25 protein-coding genes and 1 pseudogene are annotated in these 22,845 nt (G+C 70.3%); 15 read left to right on the plus strand and 11 right to left on the minus strand.

Annotation, left to right across the window (positions count from 1 at the left end; translation table 11 throughout):
- Positions 1 to 152: 152 nt before the first annotated feature.
- The gene (locus tag ACTWPV_RS18345) at positions 153 to 1,136 is read right to left on the minus strand and encodes an AraC family transcriptional regulator (RefSeq protein ID WP_443152682.1); all 984 of its coding nucleotides are present in this window, start codon (positions 1,134 to 1,136) and stop codon (positions 153 to 155) included.
- 80 nt (positions 1,137 to 1,216) lie between these two features.
- Between ACTWPV_RS18345 and ACTWPV_RS18350 the strand changes: the two genes are divergently transcribed.
- From ACTWPV_RS18350 to ACTWPV_RS18365, 4 genes are all read left to right on the plus strand, one after another.
- Positions 1,217 to 2,062 (plus strand): NAD(P)H-binding protein, encoded by an 846-nt coding sequence (locus ACTWPV_RS18350; RefSeq protein ID WP_443152683.1) that lies wholly within the window; start codon positions 1,217 to 1,219, stop codon positions 2,060 to 2,062.
- A 392-nt stretch (positions 2,063 to 2,454) separates the two neighbouring features.
- Entirely contained in the window at positions 2,455 to 2,781 is a 327-nt protein-coding gene (locus ACTWPV_RS18355; RefSeq protein ID WP_347648102.1) for a PadR family transcriptional regulator, read from the plus strand.
- Positions 2,778 to 3,134, plus strand: a complete 357-nt coding sequence (locus ACTWPV_RS18360; protein ID WP_443152684.1) for a DUF1048 domain-containing protein — start codon at positions 2,778 to 2,780, stop codon at positions 3,132 to 3,134. Before ACTWPV_RS18355 ends, ACTWPV_RS18360 begins: the two co-directional genes overlap by 4 nt.
- 1 nt (position 3,135) lies before the next feature.
- Positions 3,136 to 3,507: a DUF1048 domain-containing protein gene (locus tag ACTWPV_RS18365; protein ID WP_443152685.1), complete on the plus strand. Its 372-nt coding sequence runs from the start codon at positions 3,136 to 3,138 to the stop codon at positions 3,505 to 3,507.
- On the opposite strand, the pseudogene ACTWPV_RS18370 reads toward ACTWPV_RS18365, so the two are convergent.
- A pseudogene (locus ACTWPV_RS18370) lies at positions 3,389 to 3,690 on the minus strand (DUF4158 domain-containing protein). The gene ACTWPV_RS18365 and the pseudogene ACTWPV_RS18370 sit on opposite strands and share 119 nt — an antisense overlap.
- 508 nt (positions 3,691 to 4,198) lie before the next feature.
- On the opposite strand from ACTWPV_RS18370, the gene ACTWPV_RS18375 reads away from it, so the two are divergent.
- From ACTWPV_RS18375 to ACTWPV_RS18390, 4 genes are read left to right on the plus strand one after another with little or no spacing between them, the layout of a single operon-like run.
- Entirely contained in the window at positions 4,199 to 4,381 is a 183-nt protein-coding gene (locus tag ACTWPV_RS18375; RefSeq protein ID WP_443152686.1) for a hypothetical protein, read from the plus strand.
- Positions 4,378 to 4,791: a DUF1048 domain-containing protein gene (locus ACTWPV_RS18380; protein ID WP_443152687.1), complete on the plus strand. Its 414-nt coding sequence runs from the start codon at positions 4,378 to 4,380 to the stop codon at positions 4,789 to 4,791. The genes ACTWPV_RS18375 and ACTWPV_RS18380 overlap by 4 nt, the downstream gene beginning before the upstream one ends.
- Complete coding sequence (locus ACTWPV_RS18385; protein ID WP_347648109.1) at positions 4,791 to 5,555, plus strand: ABC transporter ATP-binding protein; 765 nt, start codon at positions 4,791 to 4,793, stop codon at positions 5,553 to 5,555. The genes ACTWPV_RS18380 and ACTWPV_RS18385 overlap by 1 nt, the downstream gene beginning before the upstream one ends.
- A 9-nt stretch (positions 5,556 to 5,564) precedes the next feature.
- Positions 5,565 to 6,326, plus strand: a complete 762-nt coding sequence (locus ACTWPV_RS18390) for an ABC transporter permease (protein WP_347648110.1) — start codon at positions 5,565 to 5,567, stop codon at positions 6,324 to 6,326.
- A 139-nt stretch (positions 6,327 to 6,465) separates the two neighbouring features.
- Here the strand turns inward: ACTWPV_RS18390 and ACTWPV_RS18395 are convergent, their stop codons facing one another.
- The 4 genes from ACTWPV_RS18395 to recD2 form a co-directional block, all read right to left on the minus strand.
- Entirely contained in the window at positions 6,466 to 7,233 is a 768-nt protein-coding gene (locus ACTWPV_RS18395; protein WP_443152688.1) for a nucleotidyltransferase family protein, read from the minus strand.
- A 91-nt stretch (positions 7,234 to 7,324) separates the two neighbouring features.
- On the minus strand, positions 7,325 to 7,825 hold the full coding sequence (locus ACTWPV_RS18400) for a GNAT family N-acetyltransferase (protein WP_443152689.1): 501 nt from the start codon (positions 7,823 to 7,825) through the stop codon (positions 7,325 to 7,327).
- A 5-nt stretch (positions 7,826 to 7,830) separates the two neighbouring features.
- On the minus strand, positions 7,831 to 9,021 hold the full coding sequence (locus tag ACTWPV_RS18405; protein WP_443152690.1) for an Ig-like domain-containing protein: 1,191 nt from the start codon (positions 9,019 to 9,021) through the stop codon (positions 7,831 to 7,833).
- 128 nt (positions 9,022 to 9,149) lie between these two features.
- The gene (gene recD2, locus ACTWPV_RS18410; protein WP_443152691.1) at positions 9,150 to 11,327 is read right to left on the minus strand and encodes an SF1B family DNA helicase RecD2; all 2,178 of its coding nucleotides are present in this window, start codon (positions 11,325 to 11,327) and stop codon (positions 9,150 to 9,152) included.
- A 1,105-nt stretch (positions 11,328 to 12,432) separates the two neighbouring features.
- Here recD2 and ACTWPV_RS18415 point away from each other — a divergent pair.
- Complete coding sequence (locus ACTWPV_RS18415; protein ID WP_443152692.1) at positions 12,433 to 13,077, plus strand: DUF4091 domain-containing protein; 645 nt, start codon at positions 12,433 to 12,435, stop codon at positions 13,075 to 13,077.
- 213 nt (positions 13,078 to 13,290) lie between these two features.
- Here the strand turns inward: ACTWPV_RS18415 and ACTWPV_RS18420 are convergent, their stop codons facing one another.
- Together ACTWPV_RS18420 and ACTWPV_RS18425 are read right to left on the minus strand one after the other, a co-directional pair.
- A complete protein-coding gene (locus tag ACTWPV_RS18420) occupies positions 13,291 to 13,725 on the minus strand; it encodes a hypothetical protein (RefSeq protein WP_443152693.1) in 435 nt (144 codons plus the stop codon).
- Between the two features lie 93 nt (positions 13,726 to 13,818).
- Positions 13,819 to 14,601 (minus strand): AfsR/SARP family transcriptional regulator, encoded by a 783-nt coding sequence (locus tag ACTWPV_RS18425; RefSeq protein ID WP_443152694.1) that lies wholly within the window; start codon positions 14,599 to 14,601, stop codon positions 13,819 to 13,821.
- Positions 14,602 to 14,852: 251 nt separating this feature from the next.
- Between ACTWPV_RS18425 and ACTWPV_RS18430 the strand changes: the two genes are divergently transcribed.
- The 6 genes from ACTWPV_RS18430 to ACTWPV_RS18455 all read left to right on the plus strand — a co-directional run bounded on the left by ACTWPV_RS18430 (position 14,853) and on the right by ACTWPV_RS18455 (position 20,395).
- Positions 14,853 to 16,184 carry a serine hydrolase domain-containing protein gene (locus tag ACTWPV_RS18430; protein ID WP_443152695.1) on the plus strand — a complete coding sequence of 444 codons (1,332 nt, stop codon included), beginning with the start codon at positions 14,853 to 14,855 and terminating at the stop codon, positions 16,182 to 16,184.
- A 183-nt stretch (positions 16,185 to 16,367) separates the two neighbouring features.
- Entirely contained in the window at positions 16,368 to 17,264 is an 897-nt protein-coding gene (locus ACTWPV_RS18435) for an RNA polymerase sigma-70 factor (RefSeq protein ID WP_443152696.1), read from the plus strand.
- Between the two features lie 88 nt (positions 17,265 to 17,352).
- The gene (locus ACTWPV_RS18440) at positions 17,353 to 17,952 is read left to right on the plus strand and encodes a TetR/AcrR family transcriptional regulator (protein WP_443152697.1); all 600 of its coding nucleotides are present in this window, start codon (positions 17,353 to 17,355) and stop codon (positions 17,950 to 17,952) included.
- 109 nt (positions 17,953 to 18,061) lie between these two features.
- The gene (locus tag ACTWPV_RS18445; RefSeq protein ID WP_443152698.1) at positions 18,062 to 18,484 is read left to right on the plus strand and encodes an SRPBCC family protein; all 423 of its coding nucleotides are present in this window, start codon (positions 18,062 to 18,064) and stop codon (positions 18,482 to 18,484) included.
- A gap of 315 nt (positions 18,485 to 18,799) precedes the next feature.
- Entirely contained in the window at positions 18,800 to 19,219 is a 420-nt protein-coding gene (locus ACTWPV_RS18450; protein WP_443152699.1) for a DUF305 domain-containing protein, read from the plus strand.
- A 153-nt stretch (positions 19,220 to 19,372) separates the two neighbouring features.
- Positions 19,373 to 20,395, plus strand: coding sequence for a zinc-dependent alcohol dehydrogenase family protein (locus tag ACTWPV_RS18455; protein WP_443152700.1), 1,023 nt, complete (start codon positions 19,373 to 19,375; stop codon positions 20,393 to 20,395).
- A gap of 28 nt (positions 20,396 to 20,423) precedes the next feature.
- Here the strand turns inward: ACTWPV_RS18455 and ACTWPV_RS18460 are convergent, their stop codons facing one another.
- Genes ACTWPV_RS18460 through ACTWPV_RS18470 form a run of 3 tightly spaced genes read right to left on the minus strand, consistent with a single transcriptional unit; the run spans position 20,424 to position 22,760 of the window.
- Complete coding sequence (locus ACTWPV_RS18460) at positions 20,424 to 21,068, minus strand: response regulator transcription factor (RefSeq protein WP_347648124.1); 645 nt, start codon at positions 21,066 to 21,068, stop codon at positions 20,424 to 20,426.
- Positions 21,059 to 22,159 carry a sensor histidine kinase gene (locus ACTWPV_RS18465; RefSeq protein WP_443152701.1) on the minus strand — a complete coding sequence of 367 codons (1,101 nt, stop codon included), beginning with the start codon at positions 22,157 to 22,159 and terminating at the stop codon, positions 21,059 to 21,061. The genes ACTWPV_RS18460 and ACTWPV_RS18465 overlap by 10 nt, the downstream gene beginning before the upstream one ends.
- Positions 22,143 to 22,760, minus strand: a complete 618-nt coding sequence (locus ACTWPV_RS18470; RefSeq protein WP_347648126.1) for a DedA family protein — start codon at positions 22,758 to 22,760, stop codon at positions 22,143 to 22,145. The genes ACTWPV_RS18465 and ACTWPV_RS18470 overlap by 17 nt, the downstream gene beginning before the upstream one ends.
- Between the last annotated feature and the right edge of the window lie 85 nt (positions 22,761 to 22,845).

The following is a 22,845-nucleotide window of genomic DNA, read 5'->3' on the forward strand; positions in this document are numbered from 1 at the left end:
GAGCGGAAGGCGGCCACTTCCTCGGCTGCCTCGTTCAGGGGCGGCCCCGGCGTTCGTGGATCCGGAGGGCCGGTGGACCGGTTGGGGCTTGCTGTCCAGCCGGCGGATCCGCTGTGGTCGGGGTTCGTCCCGGCGAGGGCACTACGGCGCCGTCAGCCGCGGCGACCCGGGGGCAGGACGGTTGGGGTTGGACCCGCGGGTGTGTAGGGCACGGGTATCGGGCTCCGGTGGTCGCTGGGGCGCGTGCCGCGGAGTCGTTTGAACGCCACGCTCAGTGCGAAGGCATTGGCGTAGCCCACCTTCCTTGCGATCGTGTCCACCGTGTGGTCTGTCTCGCGCAGCAGGTCGGCGGCCAGGGCGATCCGCCAGCTCGCGAGGTAGGACATCGGCGGTTCGCCGACCAGCGCGGTGAAGCGCCGGGCGAGCGCCGCCCGCGACACCCCCACCTTGGAGGCCAGGTCCGCCACCGTCCACGGGTGGGCGGGGGCGTCGTGGAGCAGTCGCAGCGCGGCGCCTGCGACGGGATCGTTCAGCGCGCGGCACCACGCCGGGGCGTTGGTGTCGGGGTTGTCGAACCAGGTGCGCAGCGCGGAGACCAGCATGAGGTCCAGTAGCCGGTCCAGCACCAGCTGTTGTCCCAGACGGTCTTGGGCGATCTCTTCGGCCACCGTCTCGGCCGATGGGTAAGGGCCTCCCTCGGTCGACACCACCAGCACAGCGGGCAGGGCCCGCAGCAGCCGGTCACTGAGATCTCCCCAGCGCTCGAAAGCACCGCTGACCAGCACGGGGGCCTCGTCGGATGGCGTTCCGCAGGTCCGGGCGGGTCTGGAGGCGTGGTCGACGCCTTCGGCGCCCGGGCAGTAGTCGGCGCTGGTCACCACCAGCGAGGGTGTGGACGCGGGGTCGTCGGCCACGGTGTAGGGCACATCACCGCGGACGACGGCGATGTCGCCCACGCCGATGGGGACCGGTTCGTGCTGGTCGACAACGATCCAGGCGTGACCGTTCAGCATCACGGCCAGGGTCAGCGGGGCGCCGCCGGCCATCCGCAGTGCCCAGGGCGGTCGCATGATGGTCCGCCGGAAGACGGCGCCGCGCGCGCGTACCTCTGCCAGTAGCTGCGACACGGCGTCCACGCCCCCACTGTAGACGCTGAGACATCAAAGTGAGCTATCCAGCCATGGTCTGTCCCGACGGCAGCCGGTTGGCTGGGGCCATGACTGAACTTCCGATTCTGGTGACCGGTGCGACGGGGAAGTCCGGCCGCCGCGTCGTCAGCCAACTGCGGGCCAGGGGCCTGCCGGTTCGCGCGGCGGGCCGCAACGGCGAGCACGTCTTCGACTGGACCGACCGGGGCACTTGGGATGCCGCTCTGGAGGGCGTGCGGTCGATCTACATCGTGCAGTTGGACGGCACCAAGCTCGTCCGCCCGTTCGTCGAGCGGGCGGCGCGGCATGGGGTGCGGCGAATCGTACTGGCCTCCGGGCGCGGGATCGACATGCCCGGCTACGCCCAGGACAGCAGCGGCGTCCTGGAGGGCCTCCTCGACAGCGAGACCGCCGTGCGGGAGAGCGGACTGGAGTGGACGATCAGCAGGCCGGGGTGGTTCGCGCAGAACTTCAGCGAGGGCTTCTTCGCCGACGCCGTCCGTGCCGGTGAACTGCGGCTCCCCACCGGCGACGGGGCGACCGCCTTTGTCGATGCCGAGGACATCGCCGCGGTGGTGGTCGCCGCGCTGACCGAGGACCGGCACGCGGGCCAGATCTATGAGCTGTCCGGCCCTCGAGCGGTGACGCTGGGCGAGGCGGTCGCCACGATCTCTGAGGCCACCGGCCGCGAAGTACGGTACGTGCCGCTCTCCGTCCAGGGCTACGTCGCCGAACTCGTCCAGCAGGGATGGCCGCCTGCGGACGCCGAAAGCTTCGCGGACGTCATCGAGCCCCTCAGGACGGGCAAGGACGAATACGTCTCCAACGGTGTGCAGCGGGCCCTTGGCCGCCCACCGCGGACCTTCGCCGAATTCGCCAGGTCCACTGCCGCCGCAGGTGGCTGGCCGGCCTGACCTCCTCATCCGGGATGACCCATCAGAACCGGCGGTCATCCAGGGCCATCACGGGCTTGGACGACCGCCGGTTCCCGAGGCACCGCCCGGCCTCCACCACCGCGCCTCCACTCAGATGAACGACGCCACCCGGGCAGAGATCACGATCAAGGCCACCGCCATGCCGATCACCTCTGCACGATGACCCGTACGGCGAGGGACGCGGTCGCGGCGCTGCGGGCGTGATGCGTGCTGCCGGCAGCGCCCGGACTCGATGGTGGTGCAGCCGTAGGCGACCAGGTCGAGAATCGTTGCCGTGGTCGGTGCTCGCCGCTTGCCAAGGCACTACTCTTTGGTACCATGTAGCGGTACTCGGTGGCACAAAGTACCAGGAGAACCGAAGAGGACCCGCGATGGACGACCTGACGGAGATGCTGAAGGGCACGCTTGAGGGATGCGTGCTTGAAATCATCGGCAGCGAGGAGACCTACGGGTACGCCATCACGCGTCGGCTGAACGAACTCGGCTTCGCCGACGTCGTCGAGGGGACGGTTTACACCATCCTGCTGCGGCTGGAGAAGAACGGGCTCGTCCAGGTCACGAAACGACCGTCCGGGCTGGGGCCCCCGCGCAAGTTCTACGCGCTCAACGACGCGGGACGCGAAAGACTCGCAACGTTCTGGGCGAAATGGGAGTACATCACATCACGGATCGACAAGCTGAAGGAGGGCGGGAGATGAACCTCTGGGAGGCCATGACGGGCAGCGATCTCACCAGGGAATGGAAGGCGTTCGAAGCCCGGGCCGAGGCATTGCCGGCCGACTACCGGGCGGCGTGGGAAGAGATCAAGGTCCATCTTTTTCCCTACTCGGACTTCACAGGTCGAAACCTGATGCCGATTCTCGACGGTGCTCTGGGGCTGCTCGAAGAGACGGCGTCCGGAGGGCGGAGCGTGCGCCAGGTGCTGGGTGACGACTTCGAGGGCTTCTGCGCGGAGCTGGCCGGCGGAGAGAGGGCCCGGAGCTATCGCGACCGGTGGCGCGAGCAGTTGAACAGGAACGTCGTAAGGAAAGTGGGCCGGCTAGGAGGCTGACGTGGGCATCCAAGACGTCATCGAGGGCAAGAGGCGGTGGCGGGCGCACATGGCGCGGGTCAAGGCGCTCCCGCCGGACTATCAGATCGTCTACAAGGAGATGCAGAGGTACCTCTTCAAGGCCGGACCGATCGACTTGTTTGACGGGTCCTCGCTCTCGGGGATCATCGATTTCTTCGAGGAGGGCGTCGCGACCGGCAAGGGAGTCCTGGAACTCGTCGGCAACGATGTCGCTGCCTTCTGCGACGACCTGATCAAGGACTCGCGCATGGGTCGGCCACCCCGAGCTGCCCGGCCAGAAAGTCGACGACCTCGGTCGGCACCCCCTGCACCGGATCGCTCAGAAACCGGCCGAGATGGCGCACGGTGGTGAGTTGGATGCCGACCCAAGGCGGTTGTGATCACTCCTCAGCTTCGCCTTCGCCATCAGCTGGCGGTCGGCGTCGTCGAGGTAGAAGAACGACTCAAGATCTGCCTGCGACACCGAGGCGCCGTAGCTGCCGTAGGCGGCTATGTCCTGATCACTAAGGAACTCGACCGGCATGGCCCGCACCATAGAACCCAAGCACTACAAGCCGAACGATAAGCGATCGGACCGTTACGTAGGGCTGCGCCGAAACGGGAACGTACGCTAACGACCCCGTGCGAGCCCTGCAGGACCCTGCCCTGGCCTGCGGCAAGGCGCTTACCGTACGAACCGGTTCCACTGCAGGTCCACCCCCGAGTCCATCGGTGCGAAACCCGGCACGGCCGGGCGCTGACGCCCGTCGGCGAGCGTGCCGGGCCGGCGGATGCCCCGGCGGTGAGCAGGCCTGCGGGCGACGTCGCGTCGGCGGCCGTGTCAGCGCGGCAACGGTCCGGTGTCAGCGCTTTCGGTGATGGTGGATGCCATGAACCGTTCGGCGATGGCGCAGTCCGCTCCCACACGCTCAAGCTTCCGCTCTGCACCTCATCCATGCGGTGTTGCTCGGTCCAGGTAGTCGGTGATACTTTGTACCGGTAGTAAGCACCACCGAGTAGTCCACGTGCCGGCAAGGCGTCCCCGGGACAGGCTCGAAGCGGAGATGCCCAAGGGAACGCTGGAGGGCATCGTCCTGGCGCCCCCTGTCCGGCCGGCCCGCGCACGGCTACGAGATCACGGCGTGCTGCGGGACCAGCGCTTCTCCGACATCGACGAGTTCTGGCGGACCTGGGGCTTCCCGGCCGACCGGCTCGAACAGCTCCGCACGGGAGGCAAGGAGACATGACGACAGGAACGAGCGAGCCGAAGAGCCGCTACCAGCAGTACTTCGAGATCGTCACCGGATCGCTGGAGGAGAAGAAGCGCTACCGGCGGTACAGGGCACGTATCAAGCAGCTTCCCGAGAACTACCGCATCGCGGTCGAAGCGCTGGAGCGGTACCTGATGCACTTCGGGCCGGTCGACGGCGCCGGGGCGATGGCGATGTACGACGACCTTGCCGAGCTGTTCGAGCAGGCCGCGGCGGACGGCACCCCCATCCGCGACATCTTCGGCGAGGACCCGGTGGAGTTCGTCGAGGCGTTCGTGGCCAACTACCCCCTCGGCCAGTACAGGAACCGGGAGCGCAACCGCCTCGCCAGCGCCGTCGAGCGAGCCGCCGGCGAGAACTCCACGACGAAGGACAGGACGGACTGATGACGACACAGCAAGCTGCGGCGATCCAGGTGCAGGGCCTGGAGAAGTCGTACAAGGAGCTGCGGGTGCTGCGCGGCGTGGACTTCACCGTGGCGCGGGGCAGCATCTTCGCCCTGCTCGGCTCCAATGGGGCGGGCAAGACCACGGCCGTGAAGATCCTTTCCACGCTGCTCAAGGCCGACGCGGGGACGGCACGGGTGAACGGCTTCGACGTCGCCGCCCAGGCCGCGGACGTACGCGCGTCGATCAGCCTCACGGGGCAGTTCGCCGCAGTGGACGAGATCCTCAGCGGGCGGGAGAACCTCGTGCTGGTCGCCCGGCTGCGGCATCTCAAGGACGCGGGCGCCATCGCGGATGAGCTACTCGCCCGCTTCTCCCTCACCGACGCGGGCGGACGGAAGGTCGCGACGTACTCCGGCGGCATGCGCCGCCGCCTGGACATCGCGATGAGCCTCATCGGGAACCCGCCCGTCATCTTCCTCGACGAGCCGACCACGGGCCTCGACCCCCAGGCCCGCATCGAGGTCTGGCAGGCCGTCAAGGAACTCGCCGGCCGCGGCACCACGGTGCTGCTCACCACGCAGTACCTGGACGAGGCCGAACAGCTCGCCGACCGGATCGCGATCCTCCACGAGGGCCGGATCATCGTCAACGGCACCCTGGCCGAGCTCAAGCAACTGCTCCCGCCCGCCAAAGTCGAATACGTCGAGAAGCAGCCGACCCTCGAGGACGTCTTCCTCACCCTCGTCGGCACGAAGGCCTGAGGAACAACGATGAGCAAGCACTTCTTCACCGACACGACCGTCCTGCTGGGACGCTCCTTGCGTCACATCACGCGCAGCCCCGACACCATCATCACCACCGCGATCATGCCGATCGCCATGATGCTGATGTTCGTCTACGTGTTCGGCGGCGCGATCAGAACAGGGTCGGATTCGTATGTGAACTACATGCTGCCCGGCATCCTGCTCATCACGGTGGCCTCCGGCATCGCCTACACCGCGTACCGGCTGTTCATGGACATGAAGGGCGGCATCTTCGAGCGCTTCCAGTCCATGCCGACCGCGCGGTCGTCGGTGTTGTGGGCGCACGTGCTGACCTCGCTGGTCGCCAATCTGATCTCCCTCGTAGTCGTCATGCTCGTGGCCCTGCTGATGGGCTTCCGCTCCTCGGCGGGAGTGCTGGCGTGGCTGTCGGTGGCGGGCATCCTGATCCTGTTCACCTTGGCGTTGACCTGGATCGCCGTCATCCCCGGCCTGTCCGCCAAGACCATGGAAGGCGCGAGCGCGTTCTCCTACCCGCTCATCTTCCTGCCCTTCCTCAGCTCGGCCTTCGTGCCCACCGACACCATGCCCGGCCCGCTGCGCGTCTTCGCCGAACACCAGCCGGTGACCTCCATCGTCAACGCCATCCGCGCCCTGTTCACCGGGCAGCCGGTCGGCACCGACATCTGGATCGCCCTCGCCTGGTGCGCCGGCATCCTCACCGTCGCGTACGGCATCGCCATGAGCACGTACCGCCGCAAGATCTCCTAGGCGAGTCCATCGGGCATGTCATGATCCCTCGGCCCCCGTCCCCTGTCAGGCCGCCTCCGGCGCGCCGGAGGCGGCCTGACAGGAGAACTGCTTCACGGCATCGCGTGGACGTGGTTGCAGCGGTCAGGCGCACCGGCCGTCACGACTGGGAGCGGAAGGCGGCCAGTTCCTCGGCGGCCTCGTTCAGGTCCTTGGCCGTGTCGATGGCGCGCCAGTACACCCCTTGCGGCAACTCGTAGCCCGCCAGGCGGCGCCGGCGGGCCAGGTGCGGGAAGGTGCTGCGCTCGTGGTCGCCCCTGTCCGGCAGCATCGAGGCGAACGCGGCGGAGAAGACGTAGACGCCGGCGTTGACCGGATAGGGCGAGGGCGGTGCCTCGACGAAGTCGAGGACGTTGCCGAACCGGTCGACGTCGACGGTGCCCCACGGCAGCCGTGGGCGGGCCAGGGCGAGCGTGGCGTGGGCGTCGCGCTCGTGATGGAAGGCCGCCATGGCGCGCAGGCCGAAGCGGGTCCAGATGTCGCCGTTGGTGGCGTACCACGGCTCGCCGGGGCGCGGCAGCGAGGCGGCGGCGAACTTCAGGCCGCCCCCACGTCCGAGCGCCTCCGTCTCGACCACCGGGATGACCTTGATGGGCAGGGACACCGTGCCGAGCCAGCCGAGCACCACCTCGGCCAGGTAGCCGCAGGAGATGACGACGTCGTTCACTCCCTCGGCCGCCAGCCATTCCAGCTGGTGGCCGATGATGGGCAGGCCGGTGCCGGGAATCTCGACCATCGGCTTGGGCCGGGTGTCGGTGTAGGGGCGCAGGCGTGAGCCCTGCCCGCCGGCGAGGATCACGGCCTGAGTCACCGGCCGCGAGGCGGGCGGCGACTCCCCGGCGGACGGGATGAGATCGTCGATGGTCATGTCGGCAATCCAGGAGGGCTCGGGGCGGCCGGTCGCCGGGGTCGGCCCGCAGCCGCCGCGCGGTCACGGCCCGGCAGGGGAGGTCGCGGGTTCAGGTGACGCGGCGCTGCAGGAGCATGCCCGGCCACTCCCCCACGGTGAAGGGGGCCGTGCGGGTGAAGCCGCAACTTTCGTAGTAGGCGACCAGGCGGCCGTCGTCGCCGGCGTAGCAGTCGACGCGCAGCAGGCTCACGCCGAGCTCGCGGGCCCGCTCGTAGGCGTGATCGAGCAGGGCCCGGCCGACGCCCTGCCCGGCGAAGGCCTTGTCGATGACCAGGCACTGGACGTACAGCTCGCTCTCGGCGGCGGGGGTGACGTAGTCGTGGGGGGCGCCGACGACCAGGCAGCCGGCGGGCCGGCCGGCGACCTCGGCGATGCGCATACCGCCGCCTTCGGCCCAGCCGGCGATCTGCCGCGCGCGTTTGTCGTCGCCGGTGAACGGGCGGCTGCCCCACTGGCCGGTGCGGCCCTGCGAGACCAGCCAGGCCACGGCGCTGTCGAACATGGCCAGCACGGCGATGACGTCGCCGCCGTCGCCTTTGCGGATGTGCATGGAGGTCAGGTCTTCTCCTTCAGGGCGCTGCCCTTCTTCCACTTGGAGAACGACAGCTGCCAGTAGCCCCAGCCGTTGTTCCATTCTAGGTCGCGGTCGGTGCCCTTGACGTCGACGACGTCTCCGCGCTGGACGTTGTCGAAGAACCATTTGGCCTGGTCGGGGCGGGCGTTGATGCAGCCGTGGCTGACGTTCTGCCTGCCCTGGGCCCAGACGTTGTTCTTGGCGTGGACGTACTCGCCGGAGTTGGAGATCCGCACCGCGTGGTCGATCATGACGTCGTAGTACTCGGGGTCGCCCTTCTTGCGGCCCGGGGAGATCATGCGGACGGGGTTCGCACGTTCCATGGTCAGGTGCACGCCGGAGGTGGTGGTGTACTCGCGGGTGGTGGCCTTGCCGGCGCTGATGCGCATGGTCTTGACGCGCTTGCCGTCCTTGTAGACGTACATCATGTGCTTGGCGACGTCGACCTTGCTGATCTGCTTGGCGCCGATCTTGAGGTTCGCGGTGTAGTCCTTGACGCCGTAGAGGCCCTTGCCGCCCTTGACGCCGGTGATGTCGGCGTGGAACTTCACCGTCTGGTGGGCCGGCCAGTACTTGGCGGTGCGGTAGATGACCTTGTTGTCGGCGACCCAGCGCCAGGCGCCGTCGACGGGCTTCTCCGCCTCCACCTCGAGGGCGCGCTCGATGGCGGCCTTGCTGGTGACGGGCTGGTTGAACGTCACGATGATGGGCGCGCCGACGCCGAGGGTCTCGCCCTTGGCGTTGGGGGTGACGTCGACGACCTGCAGCGCTCGCTCGGGCTTGGCGGTGGTGAAGCCGCTGGTGGAGGAGGTGGCGCCGGCCTTGGCGGTGACCGTGTAGTCGGTGGACGGCTTGAGCGGGGTCTTGGAGATCCACCGGGTCCTGTCGGCGTTGAAGCGGCCCTGGACCGGCTCGTCGTCGCCCTCGACGGTGACGTCCTCCAAAGCGCCGCCGGAGGCCGCGACGGTGATTCTTTTCTCCGGGCTGACCTTGGCGCTGCCCTCAGCGGGAGTGATCTTGATGGTGGGCGCCTGCGGGGTGGCCGAGGTGGTGGCCTCGGGCGCGTCAGGTGTTCCCGAGGGTGCGCCACCGGAGCATGAGGCCGTCAGCGCCGCCGCAGTGAGCAGCGCGAACGCGGTGGCGGGCTTCCTCCAAGCAGGCGCAGCGTTCAAGACAATCCTTTCCCATAAGGGCACCAAGGCACCCCAAAAACCATAATGCTCCTGCAAGTGAGACGACGAATGATTTAGGAGAGTTCGGTCACATTTCAATCACTTCTGTGCGGGTGATCTCCCGCAGGTCAGCGCGTTGCGAGGCGGTGGGTGAGGCCGGTGTGCCGACGTCCCGCCCCTCTGGTGCGCACGGCCTGGGCCAGAGCCCGGCGCGAGCCGACGATCACGACGAGTTTCTTGGCGCGCGTGATGGCGGTGTAGAGCAGGTTGCGCTGCAACATCATCCAGGCGCTGGTGGCCAGCGGGATGACGACCGCGGGATATTCGCTGCCCTGCGAGCGGTGGATGGAGACGGCGTAGGCGTGGGCCAGCTCGTCCAACTCGTCGAAGGCATAGTCGACCGCCTCGTCCTCGTCGGTCAGGACGGTCAGCTTGTGCTCGTCGGGACGGATGTCGGTGACGATGCCGACCGTGCCGTTGAACACCCCGGCCGCGCCCTTGTCGTAGTTGTTGCGCAGTTGGGTGACCTTGTCGCCGACGCGGAAGACACGGCCGCCGTAGCGGCGCTCCGGCATGCCCTCCCGGGCCGGGGTCAGCGCCTCCTGCAAGGCCGTGTTGAGCGCGCCCGCCCCGGCCGCGCCGCGGTGCATCGGCGCCAGCACCTGCACGTCGCGGCGGGGATCGAGCCGGAAACGGCGCGGGATGCGGCGGGCGACCACGTCGACCGTCAGCGCCGCGATCTCCTCCGGCTCCTCGCACGGGAACAGGAAGAAGTCCCCCATGCCTTCCAGGACCGGATGGTGACCGGTGTTGACCCGATGGGCGTTGACCACGACGCCGGACTCCTGCGCCTGGCGGAAGATCTGCGTCAGCCGCACGCGCGGCACGTCCTCGGCGGCCAGCAGGTCCTTGAGCACCTCTCCGGCGCCGACCGAGGGCAGCTGGTCGACGTCGCCGACGAACAGCAGGTGCGCGCCCGGGGCGACCGCCTTGACGAGCTTGTTGGCCAGCAGCAGATCCAGCATCGACGCCTCGTCGACCACGACGAGATCGGCGTCCAGCGGGTTGTCGCGGTCGAAGGTGGCCTCGCCGCCCGGGCGCAGCTGCAGCAGCCGGTGCACCGTGGTGGCCTCGTGGCCGGTCAGCTCCGCCAGGCGCTTGGCGGCCCGGCCCGTCGGCGCGGCCAGGATCACCCGGGCCCGCTTCGCCCTGGCCAGCAGCACGATCGAGCGCACGGTGAAGCTCTTGCCGCAGCCAGGCCCGCCGGTCAGCACCGCGACCTTCTCCGTCAGCGCCAGGCGCACCGCCTGGCGCTGCTCGGCCGCCAGCTCGGCGCCCGTCTGGCCGCGCAGCCACTGCTCGGCCCGCTCCCAGTCGACGTCGGCGAACGCCTTGAGCCGGTCGTGGCCGTTGCCCAGCAGCCCCCGCAAGCCGGAGGCCAGCGACAACTCCGCCCGCTGGAAGGGCGGCAGGTAGACGGCCGGCACCACGTTGTCGCCCGCGGGGATCGGCTCGCGCACCACGCCCTCGGCCGCCACCAGCTCCTCCAGGCAGGCGGACACCAGGTCGGCGGGCACCTCCAGGATCTTGACCGCGTCGCCCACCAGGTTGGGTGCCGGCAGGTAGCAGTGGCCGTCGTCGGCGGCCTGCGACAGGGTGTAGCGCAGCCCGGCCATGACCCGCTCGGGGCTGTCGTGCGGGATGCCCACCGCCTGGGCGATGGTGTCGGCCGTCTTGAACCCGATCCCCCACACGTCGTCGGCCAGTTTGTACGGCTGCGTCCTGACGACGGAGATGGACGACTCGCCGTACTGCTTGAAGATGCGCACCGCGATCGAGGTGGACACGCCGACACCCTGCAGGAAGATCATCACCTCTTTGATGATCTTCTGTTCCTCCCAGGCGGCGGCGATCATCTTCGTCCGCTTGGGGCCCAGCCCCGGCACCTCGGCCAGGCGCCCCGACTCCCGCTCGATGACCTCCAGCGTGTCGACGCCGAAATGGTCGACGATCCGCTCGGCCATCTTCGGGCCGATGCCCTTGATCAGTCCGGAGCCGAGATAGCGGCGGATGCCCTGCACGGTGGCCGGCAGCACCGTGGTGTAGGACCACACCTCGAACTGGCGGCCGTAGCGGGGATGGGAGGTCCAGCGGCCCCGCAGCCGCAGCGACTCGCCCACCTGCGCACCCAGCAGCGGGCCGACGACGGTCAGCAGATCGGAGCCGGAACGCTCGGTGGCCACCCGGGCGATCGTGTAGCCGCTGGTCTCATCGGCGTAGGTGATGCGTTCAAGCACTGCGCACAATTCGGTAACGTTATTTTCTGCACCTGCGTCCGGCCTTCCCACACGACGAGATTAGGGCAGATCAACATCCCCCGGCACCTGCCCCGAGCCGCTGAGCCCCCGAATCATCACGAACGCGTGAGCACTTCTTCCCTCTCCGGGCCTTGATGGCGTCCCGCCAGGGCTTCACATCACCTCCTCGCCGCTCGCGGAGCGCGGCGGCGAGGGCGAGCGCCCGACTCATCCTCGAACGCCCGGACCGAAACCCCGAGTTGGGTGGCACCGTCACCCGCTGCGGCCTGTGACTCCGCTCCATTTCGGGGCTCATGACACGGATCCGAGCGGAGGGCCGAACGGGCTACACCTATGTCAGACGGCGTCTGTCCGCCCGTCCCCATCAGAAACGGGGACGGCAGTTATGACGGGATTATGACGGCCCCATGGTTGCCTCGGGGGACCCAGACGCAACACATCCAAGGACGTAGGGAAAGGCACATATGAGATCGCTGCTAAGGCTGGCGGCCACGGCTGCGCTTGTTGCCGTGGGCACTGCCAGCGTGGCCACGCCTGCCGGGGCCGCCTATGAGCCCTGGATCCGCGGGGAGTGGGGGACGTACGTTGCGGCAACGCCCAACTTCAACGACACGCGGCACTGCACATGGGATCTGACGAATCGTGCCGCCCGAGCCTGCGCCACGAAGTCTGCCGTCTACGTCGGCGACGGTGCGCCGGACAGTCGGTCCGCGGTGGGTGAGATGGTAGTACACGTCCACGGCTCCACCCATAGGGTTGTGTGCCGCAACGGCGCCGGCTACGGAAAATGGGTCAAGTGCTCGATCGACACCACTAGCGCGTCTTACATCGAGGTCGGGGCAGGAACGTACGGCTACGACGGCTACCACAGCTTCAGGGCTCCGAGAGGAGTTTACGCGTGGCCTAACTAGGATGGGGAGATCGACGTCAGCCTGCAGGCTCCGGCGAGGAGCCGAACTTCAACCGGCGATCTGTACGCAATGGCACTTCCCCATAAGGGCCCTCGTGGAGTTGGCCCGGGTTCGGTGGACACCTGATCTCTGGTGATCCGTTTCGTCCTCACCGGATTCAAGCAACGTTTCCCGACATCGGCGTGCTCCCCACCGCGATCGACGACCAGATGGGACGCCAGAGCGGCCTCGACGAGTACATCGACTGGTGGGTGCGCGACGTTCCCTGGTACGACCCGCAGATCATCGCCGAACGTCACGCCCAGGGACGCGAGGCGTGGTGGTACCTCCACGCGGGCAACGTGAATCCGACACCGAACATGTTCGTCGGCTACGACCCCGGCCAGCTGCGCACGCTGCTCGGCCCGATGGCTCACCAGGCCGGCGTCGACGGGTTTCTCTACTACCGGGTCGACCGCTGGTACGGCCATCCGATCCTGGACGACGGCCCGCTCAGCACCTGGGACCCGCGCACGTGGAACACCTACGCGGGCGACGGATCGCTGCTCTATCCCGGCCCCGACGGGCCGATCCCGTCGATCCGGCTGGAGAACGTGCGCGACGGCCTGGAGGACTACAACCTCCTGGAGTCGCTGCGCGAGGCGATCGACGGCGCCCCGACCGGCGCCGACCCGGCCCTGCCGGCGAAGGCGAGGGGGCTGGCCGGCGCGAAGGTCGTCGTCACCGACACCTACGAGTACGTCTGGGCGCCCGCCGCCTACCGCGACTGGCGGACGGACGCGATCAAGGTCACCACACGGCTCCGAGCCGGAGGCGCGCAGCGATGACGAGCCGACGCACGTTCCGCAACCAGCTCGGGCTCAACGGTCAGGACATGGCCCGGCTGGCTCGGCTGGTCGCGGGGAGTCCCGTAACCGGGGACGGACACGGGCACGAAGGAGGGCTCCGTCCCGCTGCCGGGACGGAGCCCTGGTGACGTCCGGGTCGTGGCCGCGGCGCCTCACCCCTCGCGCGCGGGGCGAGGCCCCTCGGTCACCCTGTCACTGACCGCCGGGAGCGCCACCGCCGCCGGGGGCGGGAGTGGTCGGGCTCGGGCTGGGCGCGGGAGCGGTCGGGCTCTGCGTGGGCTTCGGACGGGTGCAGCTGCTGAAGCCCTCGTTGTAGCCGTCCCGGAAGCCGCGCCGGAAGGCGCCGCTGCCGGACATCTGCAGGTCGTGGTCCCGGCCGGCGCGGCAGTCCGCGCGGCCCTCGGCGAAGCCGTCCCTGCGGCCCGCGTTGTAGCGACGCCTCTTGGCCCTGCGCCGCGGCGGCTGGGCGAGTTCTTCGGTGGCGCTGTGCATGGTGGTGGAGGTCGTCGCGGTGAGGTTCTGGGCGATGGACACGGCAGAGGTGTCCGAGGCAACGGCCGGGTCGACGGCCAGTGCGGCGATGAGCGCTGGACTGAGCAGCAGCACGCCTGCCTTGGAGCGCTTCATGCTTCCCCCTTTTTCTGCGGTCGCCGGGCCCGGCGTGACGGTCGATGCCGTCGCCGTGGTCCGGCGTCTTCCGACAGCGTGGCGAATGCCTTGTCACCGGCCCGTCATGCGGGCGTGACCGGGGCGTGACGGCGCCCGCATGGGAGGAAGGCGCTCCGTGAGCAGACCCGCGACCCGCTCGCGCAAGCGGGGCGTCGGCGTGATGCCGAGTTCGTCGCGCAGATTTCGCTCGAACGCCTGGAAGTGACGGAGTGCATCAGCCTGGTTGCCCTCGGCCAGATGCGCGTCCATCAAGGCGGCGCAAGCGCTTTCCCGCAGCGGTTCGGCGTGGACGGCCACGCCCGCGGCAGCCACCGCCTCGGCGAAGCGCCCCGCCTGCAGGAACCAGCCCGACAACGCCTCCAGCGCGTGCAGGCGCAACTGGTGCCATTCGTCCGAGGCGGCCAGCACCCATTCGTCGTACCAGCCGGGCAGCAGGCCGTCCGACAGCGCCTCGATCGAGCCGGCGCACACGTCGCCGTCCTGCGGGGGCTCCAGCGGGTCCAGCAGGCGCCGCGCCAGGGACCTGGCCTCGTCGAGGTCCACTCCGACCTCCGGGCACAGTCCGAGGCCGCTCGAGTCGACGCGCAGCAGCCGCCGGCCGTCCCCGTCCAGGCGGGCCAGCGCGGAACGCAGGCTGGCCTGCGCCCGCCGCTCCGGCACCCCCGGCCACAGCGCCGCCGCCATCACCGACCGGGTCACCATGTTCCTGCTGAGCGCCAGGTACGCCAGCAGGCGCTCCGATCCGCTGGACAGCACGATCTGCTCCTCACCGGCCATCAGCCGGAAACCACCGAGAAGCATGAGAAGGACGGCCCGCGAGCCGCTGTCCGCCATCTCCGGTCCCCTTCACTGTGCGGGATCAGACTCATCCGTGGGGGACCCAGACCATCGGTCTGCTGCACACCCTACCTGCGGCGATAGCACCGAACCGGTAGAAAATCGTCGGTGCCGTCACGAAATTTCGGCAACGTCGGCACCCTCCGGCGTCCGGAGGCGCGGGCGCGCTCCCGCGTGGCGGGCCCGGACGGACGGTCAGGAGGAAAGGGCCCGACCCGGCCCCCGCGTGGCGGCTAATCTTGTCGCCCATGACGCAGGTGGGACACAGGACGGCACGTGCGCTGCTACGCAGGCTCGCCGTCGAACAGGCCGAATGCAGGGTGCCGTCGCTGACGGCCGCGATCGTGCGCGACGGCGCGACGGCGTGGTTCGGCGGGCGCGGTCGCGTCGACGGCGCCGCACCGACCGCCGCCACCCAGTACCGGCTCGGATCGATCACCAAGAGCATGGTCGCCGTCGTCGTCATGCGGCTGCGCGACGAAGGCGCGCTACGGCTGACCGACCCGCTGGACGAACACCTGCCCGGCGCGCCACTGGGGCACCTGACGATCGCCCAGCTGCTGTCGCACACCGCCGGTCTGACCGCGGAGCCGCCCACCGACTGGTGGGAGCGCACCCCCGGCGTGCCCGCAGCCGAGTTGCTGGCCCGTCTCGGGCCTGGCGAGCTCAAACACCGGCCAGGCCGGCGTTTCCACTACTCCAACCTCGGCTTCGCGCTGCTCGGCGAGCTCGTGGCCCGCCTGCGCGGCACCACGTGGCTCAAGGCCGTACGCGCCGAGGTGCTCGACCCGCTCGGCATGCACGACACCACCGCCCGGCCCCGCGCCCCCCACGCCACCGGCTACGCCGTGCACCCGTGGGCCGACGTGGTGCTGGCCGAACCCGAACACGACGCCGACGCCATGGGCCCCGCGGGACAACTGTGGTCCACCCCGCACGACCTGGCCCGCTGGGCGGCCTTCCTCGGCGGCGACACCGCGGGCGTGCTGTGCCCCGGCACCCTCGCCGAGATGCGCGAGCCGGCCGGCGTCGACGACGGCGACACCTGGACCGGCGGGTTCGGGCTCGGCCTGCAGCTGGCCAGGCCCGGCGGCCGCCGCCTGGCCGGCCACACCGGGTCGATGCCCGGCTTCCTGGCCACCGTGTGGGCCGACCCCGCGGCCGGCGTGGGGGTGCTGTTCATGGCCAACACCACCTCCGGGCTCAGCGGCAGGCTCGCCACCGACCTGCTGGACATCCTGGAGGAGTACGAACCGCGGCTGCCCGACGAATGGCAGCCGGCCGCCGCCGACCCCCACCTGCTGGAGCTGACCGGGTTGTGGCACTGGGGGCCGAAACCGTACGCGCTGCGGCTGCTGCCCGAGCGCGGGCTGTCGCTGGAACCGGTCGGCGGCGGCGGGCGGGCCTCCCGGTTCGTGCCGCAGGACGACGGCACGTGGCTGGGCCTGGACGGCTACTACGCCGGGGAGACGCTGCGGGTGGCGGCCGACCACCTCGACCTCAACACCTTCATCTTCACCCGCGACCCCTACGACACCGGCGCGCCGGTGCCGGGGGGCGTGACCGGCTGGCACGCCTGACCACAGCCGGACGGCCGCCTCCCCTGGCGGTCGCCCGGCGCCGCGGCGGCGGGTCAACCATGTTCGGCCCGGTCCTGGGCAGGTGGGGCGGAACCCTCCCCCCGGTTCCCGGGGAGATCGCCGCGCTGATGCGGGAGCTCTCCCCGGCAGGAAGAGCTCGTCGAGTAGCGAGGACCGGCAACGATGCAGTCGAACGAAGACCTGGCGGCAGGCTCCGGCAGCCTGCGAGAGGCCGAGCAGGCGTTCCAGGCGGTACGCGGGCGCCTGTTCGGGATCGCGTACCGCATGCTGGGCAGCGTCAGCGAGGCCGACGACCTGCTCCAGGAGGTGTGGATCCGATGGCAGACGAGCGACCGGCGCAACGTGCGCAACGCCGAGGCGTTCCTCGCCACCACGACCACCCGGCTGGCGATCAACGTGCTGCGATCGGCACGGGCACGCCGCGAGACCTACGTCGGCCCGTGGCTGCCCGAGCCCGTCGACACCAGCGCCGACCCGGCGCTGGGCGCCGAGCGCGCCGAGGCCCTGGAAGTCGCGGTGCTGATGCTGCTGGAGCGGCTCACGCCCACCGAACGCGCGTCGTACGTGCTGCGCGAGGCATTCGACCACTCCTACGAGCGGATCGCCGAGATCATCGGGCATTCCCCGGCGAACGTGCGCCAGCTGGTCAGCCGCGCGCGCAAGCACCTGGCCGCGGGGCGGCGCGCCAGCGTCGCCGCCTCCGAGCAGCGGCGGCTGCTGACCGCGTTCGTGGCGGCAGCCCGGTCAGGGGAGATCGCCGGGCTCGAGGCGCTCCTCGCCGAGGACGTCGTCTCCTACTCCGACGGCGGCGGCGCCGTGCGCGCGTCGAAGTTCCCGGTCGTCGGCCGCCACCGCGTGGCCAGGTACGTGCACGCGTTCGCCGGCACGTTCTGGCAGGGCGTGACGGTGGAGCCGGTCGAGGCCAACGGGCACGCCTCGGTCCGGCTGTCCCACGAGGGGCGGGTGGTCGCCGTCGTCACGGTGAGCGTCACCTCCGACGGCATCGACCGGGTGTTGTGGATGATGAACCCGTCGAAGCTCGCCGCGGTGGCCGCATGAGCCGCGCCGCCCGGCCCCGCGGGCGCCAGGGCCGGGCGATGCGGGCCACTCCAGCAAGGGCGGCGTGGCCGGGCCTATAGTGAGTCAGATGGCTGACTCGAAGGGTTCGCGGGCCACGACGGCGACCGCCAAACGGCAGCGGCTGACGGCCGCCGCCGCCCGGGTCGTGCACCAGCAGGGCGTCGAGCGCACCACCATCGCCGACATCGCCCGCGCCGCCGACGTTCCCGTGGGCAACGTCTACTACTACTTCAAGACCAAGGACGACCTCGTCGCGGCCGCACTCACCGAGCACGCCCACGCGCTGCGGACCCTCACCACCCGCCTCGACCGCCTTCCCGACCCCAGGCAGCGGCTCAAAGGCCTCGTCGAGGCCTGGGTCGGCGAGCGCGAGCTCGCCGCCCGCTACGGCTGCCCCACCGGCACCCTCGCCGCCGAGCTGGGTAAACGCGAGGAGGGCGGCCTCCACGAGGAGAGCGGCAAGGTCATCCGGCTGCTGCTCGACTGGGCCGGACGCCAGTTCCGGCAGCTCGCACTGCCCGACCCCGACGGGCTCGCGCTGACGCTGGTCAGCGCCTACCAGGGCATGTCGCTGCTGGCCAACGCGCTGCGCGAGCCCGGCGTCATGACCCGCGAAGGCCGGCGGCTGGCCGACTGGCTCGACTCCCTCCCCGACCTGCGCGACTGACCCGCGACCGGCTCGGCCGCCGTCGCGCGCCGCGGCGTCGTGCCGGACCGCCGGCGCGGGTAGGGTCCGAGCGGGAGGAGACCATGTGGTCACGCGCCTAGGGAGCCGGATGAAACCCGTGTACACGGCCGTCGCCGTCCACGTGCCCGCGCCGCCGGAACGCGTCTTCGCGCTGATCACCGACTGGCCGAGGCACCGGGAGTGGATGTTCATGACCACCGCCCGCCAGGTGGGCGAGCACGCCGTCGAGGCCTACACCGGCGTGCGGCCGTTCGGCTTCCTCGACACGATGACGATCACCCGCTGGGAGCCGCCCACTCTGGTGATCATGAACCACACCGGGCGCGTGGTGCGCGGCCGCGGCGCGATCCGGGTGCGGCCGCACGACGGCGGCAGCCGGGTCGTCTGGGCCGAGGAGCTGAGCCTGCCGTTCGGGCCGCTCGGCCGGGCCCTGTGGCCGCTGGCCCGCCCGCTCGTCCGCGCCCTCACCCGCCACTCCCTGCGCAAGCTGGGCGCGCTGCTGCGCCGCTGATCCCGCCGACGCTGCGCGGGATCGGGTCGATCGACGCCTCACGGGGGCGTGCGCGGCTCCGGACGGGCGGTCAGATCAGGGCCGGCGGACCTGACGTCGGCCGGTCAGAACTGCGGGATTACCGTGGGAAGAGGTGTCGATCCGGCGTTGGGGGCACGACGCATGAAGCGACGCTCCACGAAGACTGTGATCGCCGCCGGGGCATTCCTGGCCGCGATCGTCACGGGTTCGGGGGCCACCGCGGCGGCCATGGGATCTCCGCCGATCCCTTCCCCGAGTCCTTCTCCCACGGGTCCGCAGCCGACGTGCCCGGGCATGGGGCAGATGCGTCCCATCACCAGCGAGTACGACTACCTGTCGCAGATGGTGCCGCACCACGAGGACGCCATCACTGCGGCCCGGCAGCTGCGGCGGTCCACCAGACCCGAGATGCGGCAGCTCGGGCAGTCCGTCGTCACGACGCAGACCGCCGAGGTCGGCAGGATGAAGGGCTGGCTGGAACAGTGGTACCGGCAGAGCCCGGCGCCGAGCCCGAGCGGGACCACGATGCCCGACCTGTCGGGGCTGTCGGGAGATCAGCTCGACAGGACGTTCCTGCAGCACATGATCCCGCACCACATGATGGCGATCATGATGTCGCAGCAGCTCCTCATGCACGGTGAGGCGCAGCATGCCGACGAAATGACGCCAGGGCCATACCGGCGGTCATGGCCCGGGCTCGCGCCGGCGCGCTGAGCCGTTCAGGCCCCGGCCACCTGGGGAACGTTCACCCTGAGGTGGGAAACCAGGCGGGACGCCGTAACCAGGCGACGCACCGCCGAGGCGGGACGCGACCGTCCACGGGCGTCCGCCGTCATCACAACGACGCCGTCGAAGGAGACACCTGTCATGCGTGGAGCAGTTCTGCACGGCCCGGGCGACGTACGCGTCGAGGACCGCGCCGACCCGCGGATCGTCCAGCCCACCGACGCGATCATCCGCGTCACCGCGGCGTGCGTCTGCGGCTCGGACCTGTGGCCCTACCGCGGCATCGACCAGGGTGACGGCCCGGCACCGATGGGACACGAGTACGTGGGCGTCGTCGAGCAGACCGGCGACCAGGTTGAAACGATCAAGGTCGGGGACTTCGTCGTCGGCTCGTTCTTCGCCTCCGACAACACCTGCGAGATCTGCCGGGCGGGCTACCAGTCCCGGTGCGTGCACGCCGAGCTGATGGGCGCGATCGGCACCCAGGCCGAGTACGCCCGGATCCCGCTGGCCGACGGCACCCTCGTCGCCACCCCCGGCCAACCGGACGCGGGCCTCGTCCCCAGCCTGCTGACCGCCTCCGACGTGCTCGGCACCGGCTGGTTCGGCGCCGTCGCCGCAGAAGCCGGGCCCGGCAGGACGGTCGCCGTCGTGGGCGACGGAGCGGTCGGGCTGCTCGGCGTCCTGGCCGCCAGGCAGCTCGGCGCCGAACGCATCGTCGTCTTCAGCCGCCACGCCGACCGGCAGGAGCTCGCCGTCGAGTTCGGCGCCACCGACCTCATCTCCGAACGCGGAGACCAGGGCGTCGCCCAGCTGAAGGAGCTCACCGGAGGTCTGGGCGCGCACTCGGTCATCGAGGCCGTCGGCACCCAGGAATCGATGATGCAGGCCATCCGCTCCACCCGGCCCGGCGGCCACGTCGGCTACGTCGGCGTCAGCCACGACGTCGCGCTGCCGGGCGAGGAGCTGTTCTTCTCCGCCGTGCACCTGCACGGCGGCCCGGCTCCGGTCCGGCGCTTCCTGCCCGAGCTCATCGACCTGATCTGGGACCGGAAGATCGATCCCGGCAGGGTCTTCGATCTCGACCTCCCACTGGAGGAGGCCGCCGAGGGCTACCGGGCGATGGACGAACGCCGCGCCATCAAGACCATGCTCCGCCCCTGACCCGCCACCGAAGGAACAACCATGGGACTCAGGACTCCAGGAAGTGCAGAACGGCCAGCACCCGGCGGCTGTAGCCGGCGGTGTGCGACAGACCGAGCTTGTCGAACAGCGAGTTGACGTGCTTCTCCACCGCGCTCTGCGACACGTGCAGCGCCTGCGCGATCGAGGCGTTGGTCAGCCCCTGCGCCATCCGCTCCAGCACCTCGCGCTCGCGCGCGGTGAGCCGGGCCAGGGGATCGACCTGGGTGGTGCGGGCCAGCAGTTGCCGCACCACCTCGGGGTCGAACGCCGCTCCCCCGGCCCCCACCCGCTCCAGCGCGTCGAGGAAGTCGCCGACCTGCGCCACCCGGTCCTTCAACAGGTAGCCGACCCCTTCGACGTCCGCGCTCATCAGCTCGGTGGCGTACCTCTTCTCGACGTACTGCGACAGCACCAGCACCTTCACCGCCGGCCAGCGTGTCCTGATCTCCAGGGCGGCTCGCAGCCCCTCGTCGGTGTGGGTCGGCGGCATGCGCACGTCCACCACCGCGATGTCCGGCTCGTACGCCGCCACCGCCGACACCAGCGACTCGGCGTCGGCCACCGCGGCGGCGACCTCGTGGCCCTCCTCCACCAGCAGCCGGACCAGGCCCTCGCGCAGCAGCGTGGAGTCCTCGGCCAGGATCACCCGCACGGCAGCACCGCCGTGATCGACGTCGGACCGCCCGGCGGGCTGGTCAGCTCGAACGTGCCGTCCAGCGCCGCCACCCGCCTGGCCAGCCCGGACAGGCCGCCGCCCGCCGGGCTCGCGCCGCCGCGGCCGTCGTCGCGCACCCGCACGACCACCTGGGAGTCCTCCTCGTCCACCTCGACCGTGATGAGCGTGGCGGCGGCGTGCTTGGCGGCGTTGGTCACCGCCTCGCTGACCACGAAGTAGGCCGCCGTCTCCACCGCCATCGGCGGCCGTCGCCGCAGCTCGCAGGCTACTTTGACGGGAACGTTGGACCGCTCGGCCACGCCCGCCAGCGCCTCGCCCAGACCGAGGGAGTCCAGGCCGCTCGGATAGGCCCGCCAGGCCACCTCGCGCAGCTCCGCGAGCGCCTCCTGCGCCTCCTGGTGCGCCTGCTCCAGCAGTTCCGTGCGGCCCCGCTTCGAGCGTCCGATCAGCATCGACAGCGCCACCAGCCGCTGCTGCAGCCCGTCGTGCAGGTCACGCTCGATCCTGCGCCGCTCGGAGTCGACCGCGGCCACGATGCCGGCCCGGCTCTCGGCCAGCTCGGCGATCCTGCGTTCCAGCACCTGGGTGCGGTCGGGGCCCAGCATCCGCATGATCAGCATGCGCTCCAGCGCGTGTACCCCGACGATGCCCGACAGGTCGAGGAACAGCAGCACGCTGCCGGCCACCACGGTGTAGGCCAGCAGGGGCACGGACGGCAGCATGCCGTCCAGCGGCTTGCCCTGGCCCCAGAACACGACGATGTACACCGCCGCGCCCGTGCCGTAGACGAGCAGCGCGATCACCATCCCGCCCAGCAGCCCGAGCGGGACGCGCGCGGCGAGGTAGCGAGACGCGCCCAGGTCGCTCTCCGTGAGCGCGGTGAGGCCGGCGGTGTCCAGGCGCAGGCGGCGGGCTTCGAGCCGGGCCAGGCGCCGGGAGGCGGCGACGACGTTGGGATTGGCCAGGAACGGCAGCGCCACCAGCAGGAACACGAGCCCGCACAGCGCCGTCATGGCGCCGAGCGTCACGGCGCCGAGCAGCCGCAGGCCCTCAGCGGCCAGACGCATGCCTGCCCTTGCGCCGTTCGGTCAGCCGGACCCCGATGAACACCAGGATGGCCAGCACGACCAGGCCGACCACCACGTAGCTGCCGGCCCCCACGTACGTCTCGACGACCGACCACTGCTCGCCCAGGAGATAGCCGGCCATCACGAAGATCGTGTTCCAGATGAGGCTGCCGGCCGTGGTCAGCGCCGTGAAGATCGGCAGCGGCATGCGCTCCACGCCGGCGGGGATGGAGATCAGGCTGCGGAAGACGGGGATCATCCGGCCGAAGAAGACGGTCTTGCGGCCGTGGCGGCCGAACCAGGCCTCGGTCTTCTCGATGTCGGACGTCTTCACCAGTGGCAGCTTGGCGGCCAGCGCCAGGGTGCGTTCGCGGCCCAGCGCCGCGCCCACCCCGTAGAGCGCCAGGGCCCCCAGCACCGAGCCGAGCGTCGTGAACACCAGCACCTCGATCAGGCCCAGCTCGCCCCTGCTGGCGGTGAAGCCCGACAACGGCAAGATCACCTCGCTCGGCAGGGGCGGGAAGAGGTTCTCCAGCGCAATCGCGAGGCCCGCCCCGGGCGCCCCGAGGCTCTCCATCAGTCCAACCAGCCAGTCAGTCATGGCACCAACGCTAGGCAAGATCGGACATGACGGTAATGCGGCAGGTGGCCGTCCAGGACTGCGGTAAACCACAGCCCCGACGTAC

The organism is Nonomuraea sp. KM88, from assembly GCF_052245635.1.
In the GTDB taxonomy this organism is placed as follows: domain Bacteria; phylum Actinomycetota; class Actinomycetes; order Streptosporangiales; family Streptosporangiaceae; genus Nonomuraea.

Coding starts and splice junctions, on each gene's coding strand:
- ACTWPV_RS18350 (WP_443152683.1), top strand. CDS start 1,217: ATGACTGAACTTCCGATTCTGGTGACCGGTGCGACGGGGAAGTCCGGC.
- ACTWPV_RS18355 (WP_347648102.1), top strand. CDS start 2,455: ATGGACGACCTGACGGAGATGCTGAAGGGCACGCTTGAGGGATGCGTG.
- ACTWPV_RS18360 (WP_443152684.1), top strand. CDS start 2,778: ATGAACCTCTGGGAGGCCATGACGGGCAGCGATCTCACCAGGGAATGG.
- ACTWPV_RS18375 (WP_443152686.1), top strand. CDS start 4,199: ATGCCCAAGGGAACGCTGGAGGGCATCGTCCTGGCGCCCCCTGTCCGG.
- ACTWPV_RS18380 (WP_443152687.1), top strand. CDS start 4,378: ATGACGACAGGAACGAGCGAGCCGAAGAGCCGCTACCAGCAGTACTTC.
- ACTWPV_RS18385 (WP_347648109.1), top strand. CDS start 4,791: ATGACGACACAGCAAGCTGCGGCGATCCAGGTGCAGGGCCTGGAGAAG.
- ACTWPV_RS18390 (WP_347648110.1), top strand. CDS start 5,565: ATGAGCAAGCACTTCTTCACCGACACGACCGTCCTGCTGGGACGCTCC.
- ACTWPV_RS18395 (WP_443152688.1), bottom strand. CDS start 7,233: ATGACCATCGACGATCTCATCCCGTCCGCCGGGGAGTCGCCGCCCGCC.
- ACTWPV_RS18400 (WP_443152689.1), bottom strand. CDS start 7,825: ATGCACATCCGCAAAGGCGACGGCGGCGACGTCATCGCCGTGCTGGCC.
- ACTWPV_RS18420 (WP_443152693.1), bottom strand. CDS start 13,725: ATGAAGCGCTCCAAGGCAGGCGTGCTGCTGCTCAGTCCAGCGCTCATC.
- ACTWPV_RS18425 (WP_443152694.1), bottom strand. CDS start 14,601: ATGGCGGACAGCGGCTCGCGGGCCGTCCTTCTCATGCTTCTCGGTGGT.
- ACTWPV_RS18430 (WP_443152695.1), top strand. CDS start 14,853: ATGACGCAGGTGGGACACAGGACGGCACGTGCGCTGCTACGCAGGCTC.
- ACTWPV_RS18435 (WP_443152696.1), top strand. CDS start 16,368: ATGCAGTCGAACGAAGACCTGGCGGCAGGCTCCGGCAGCCTGCGAGAG.
- ACTWPV_RS18440 (WP_443152697.1), top strand. CDS start 17,353: ATGGCTGACTCGAAGGGTTCGCGGGCCACGACGGCGACCGCCAAACGG.
- ACTWPV_RS18445 (WP_443152698.1), top strand. CDS start 18,062: ATGAAACCCGTGTACACGGCCGTCGCCGTCCACGTGCCCGCGCCGCCG.
- ACTWPV_RS18450 (WP_443152699.1), top strand. CDS start 18,800: ATGGGGCAGATGCGTCCCATCACCAGCGAGTACGACTACCTGTCGCAG.
- ACTWPV_RS18455 (WP_443152700.1), top strand. CDS start 19,373: ATGCGTGGAGCAGTTCTGCACGGCCCGGGCGACGTACGCGTCGAGGAC.
- ACTWPV_RS18465 (WP_443152701.1), bottom strand. CDS start 22,159: ATGCGTCTGGCCGCTGAGGGCCTGCGGCTGCTCGGCGCCGTGACGCTC.
- ACTWPV_RS18470 (WP_347648126.1), bottom strand. CDS start 22,760: ATGACTGACTGGCTGGTTGGACTGATGGAGAGCCTCGGGGCGCCCGGG.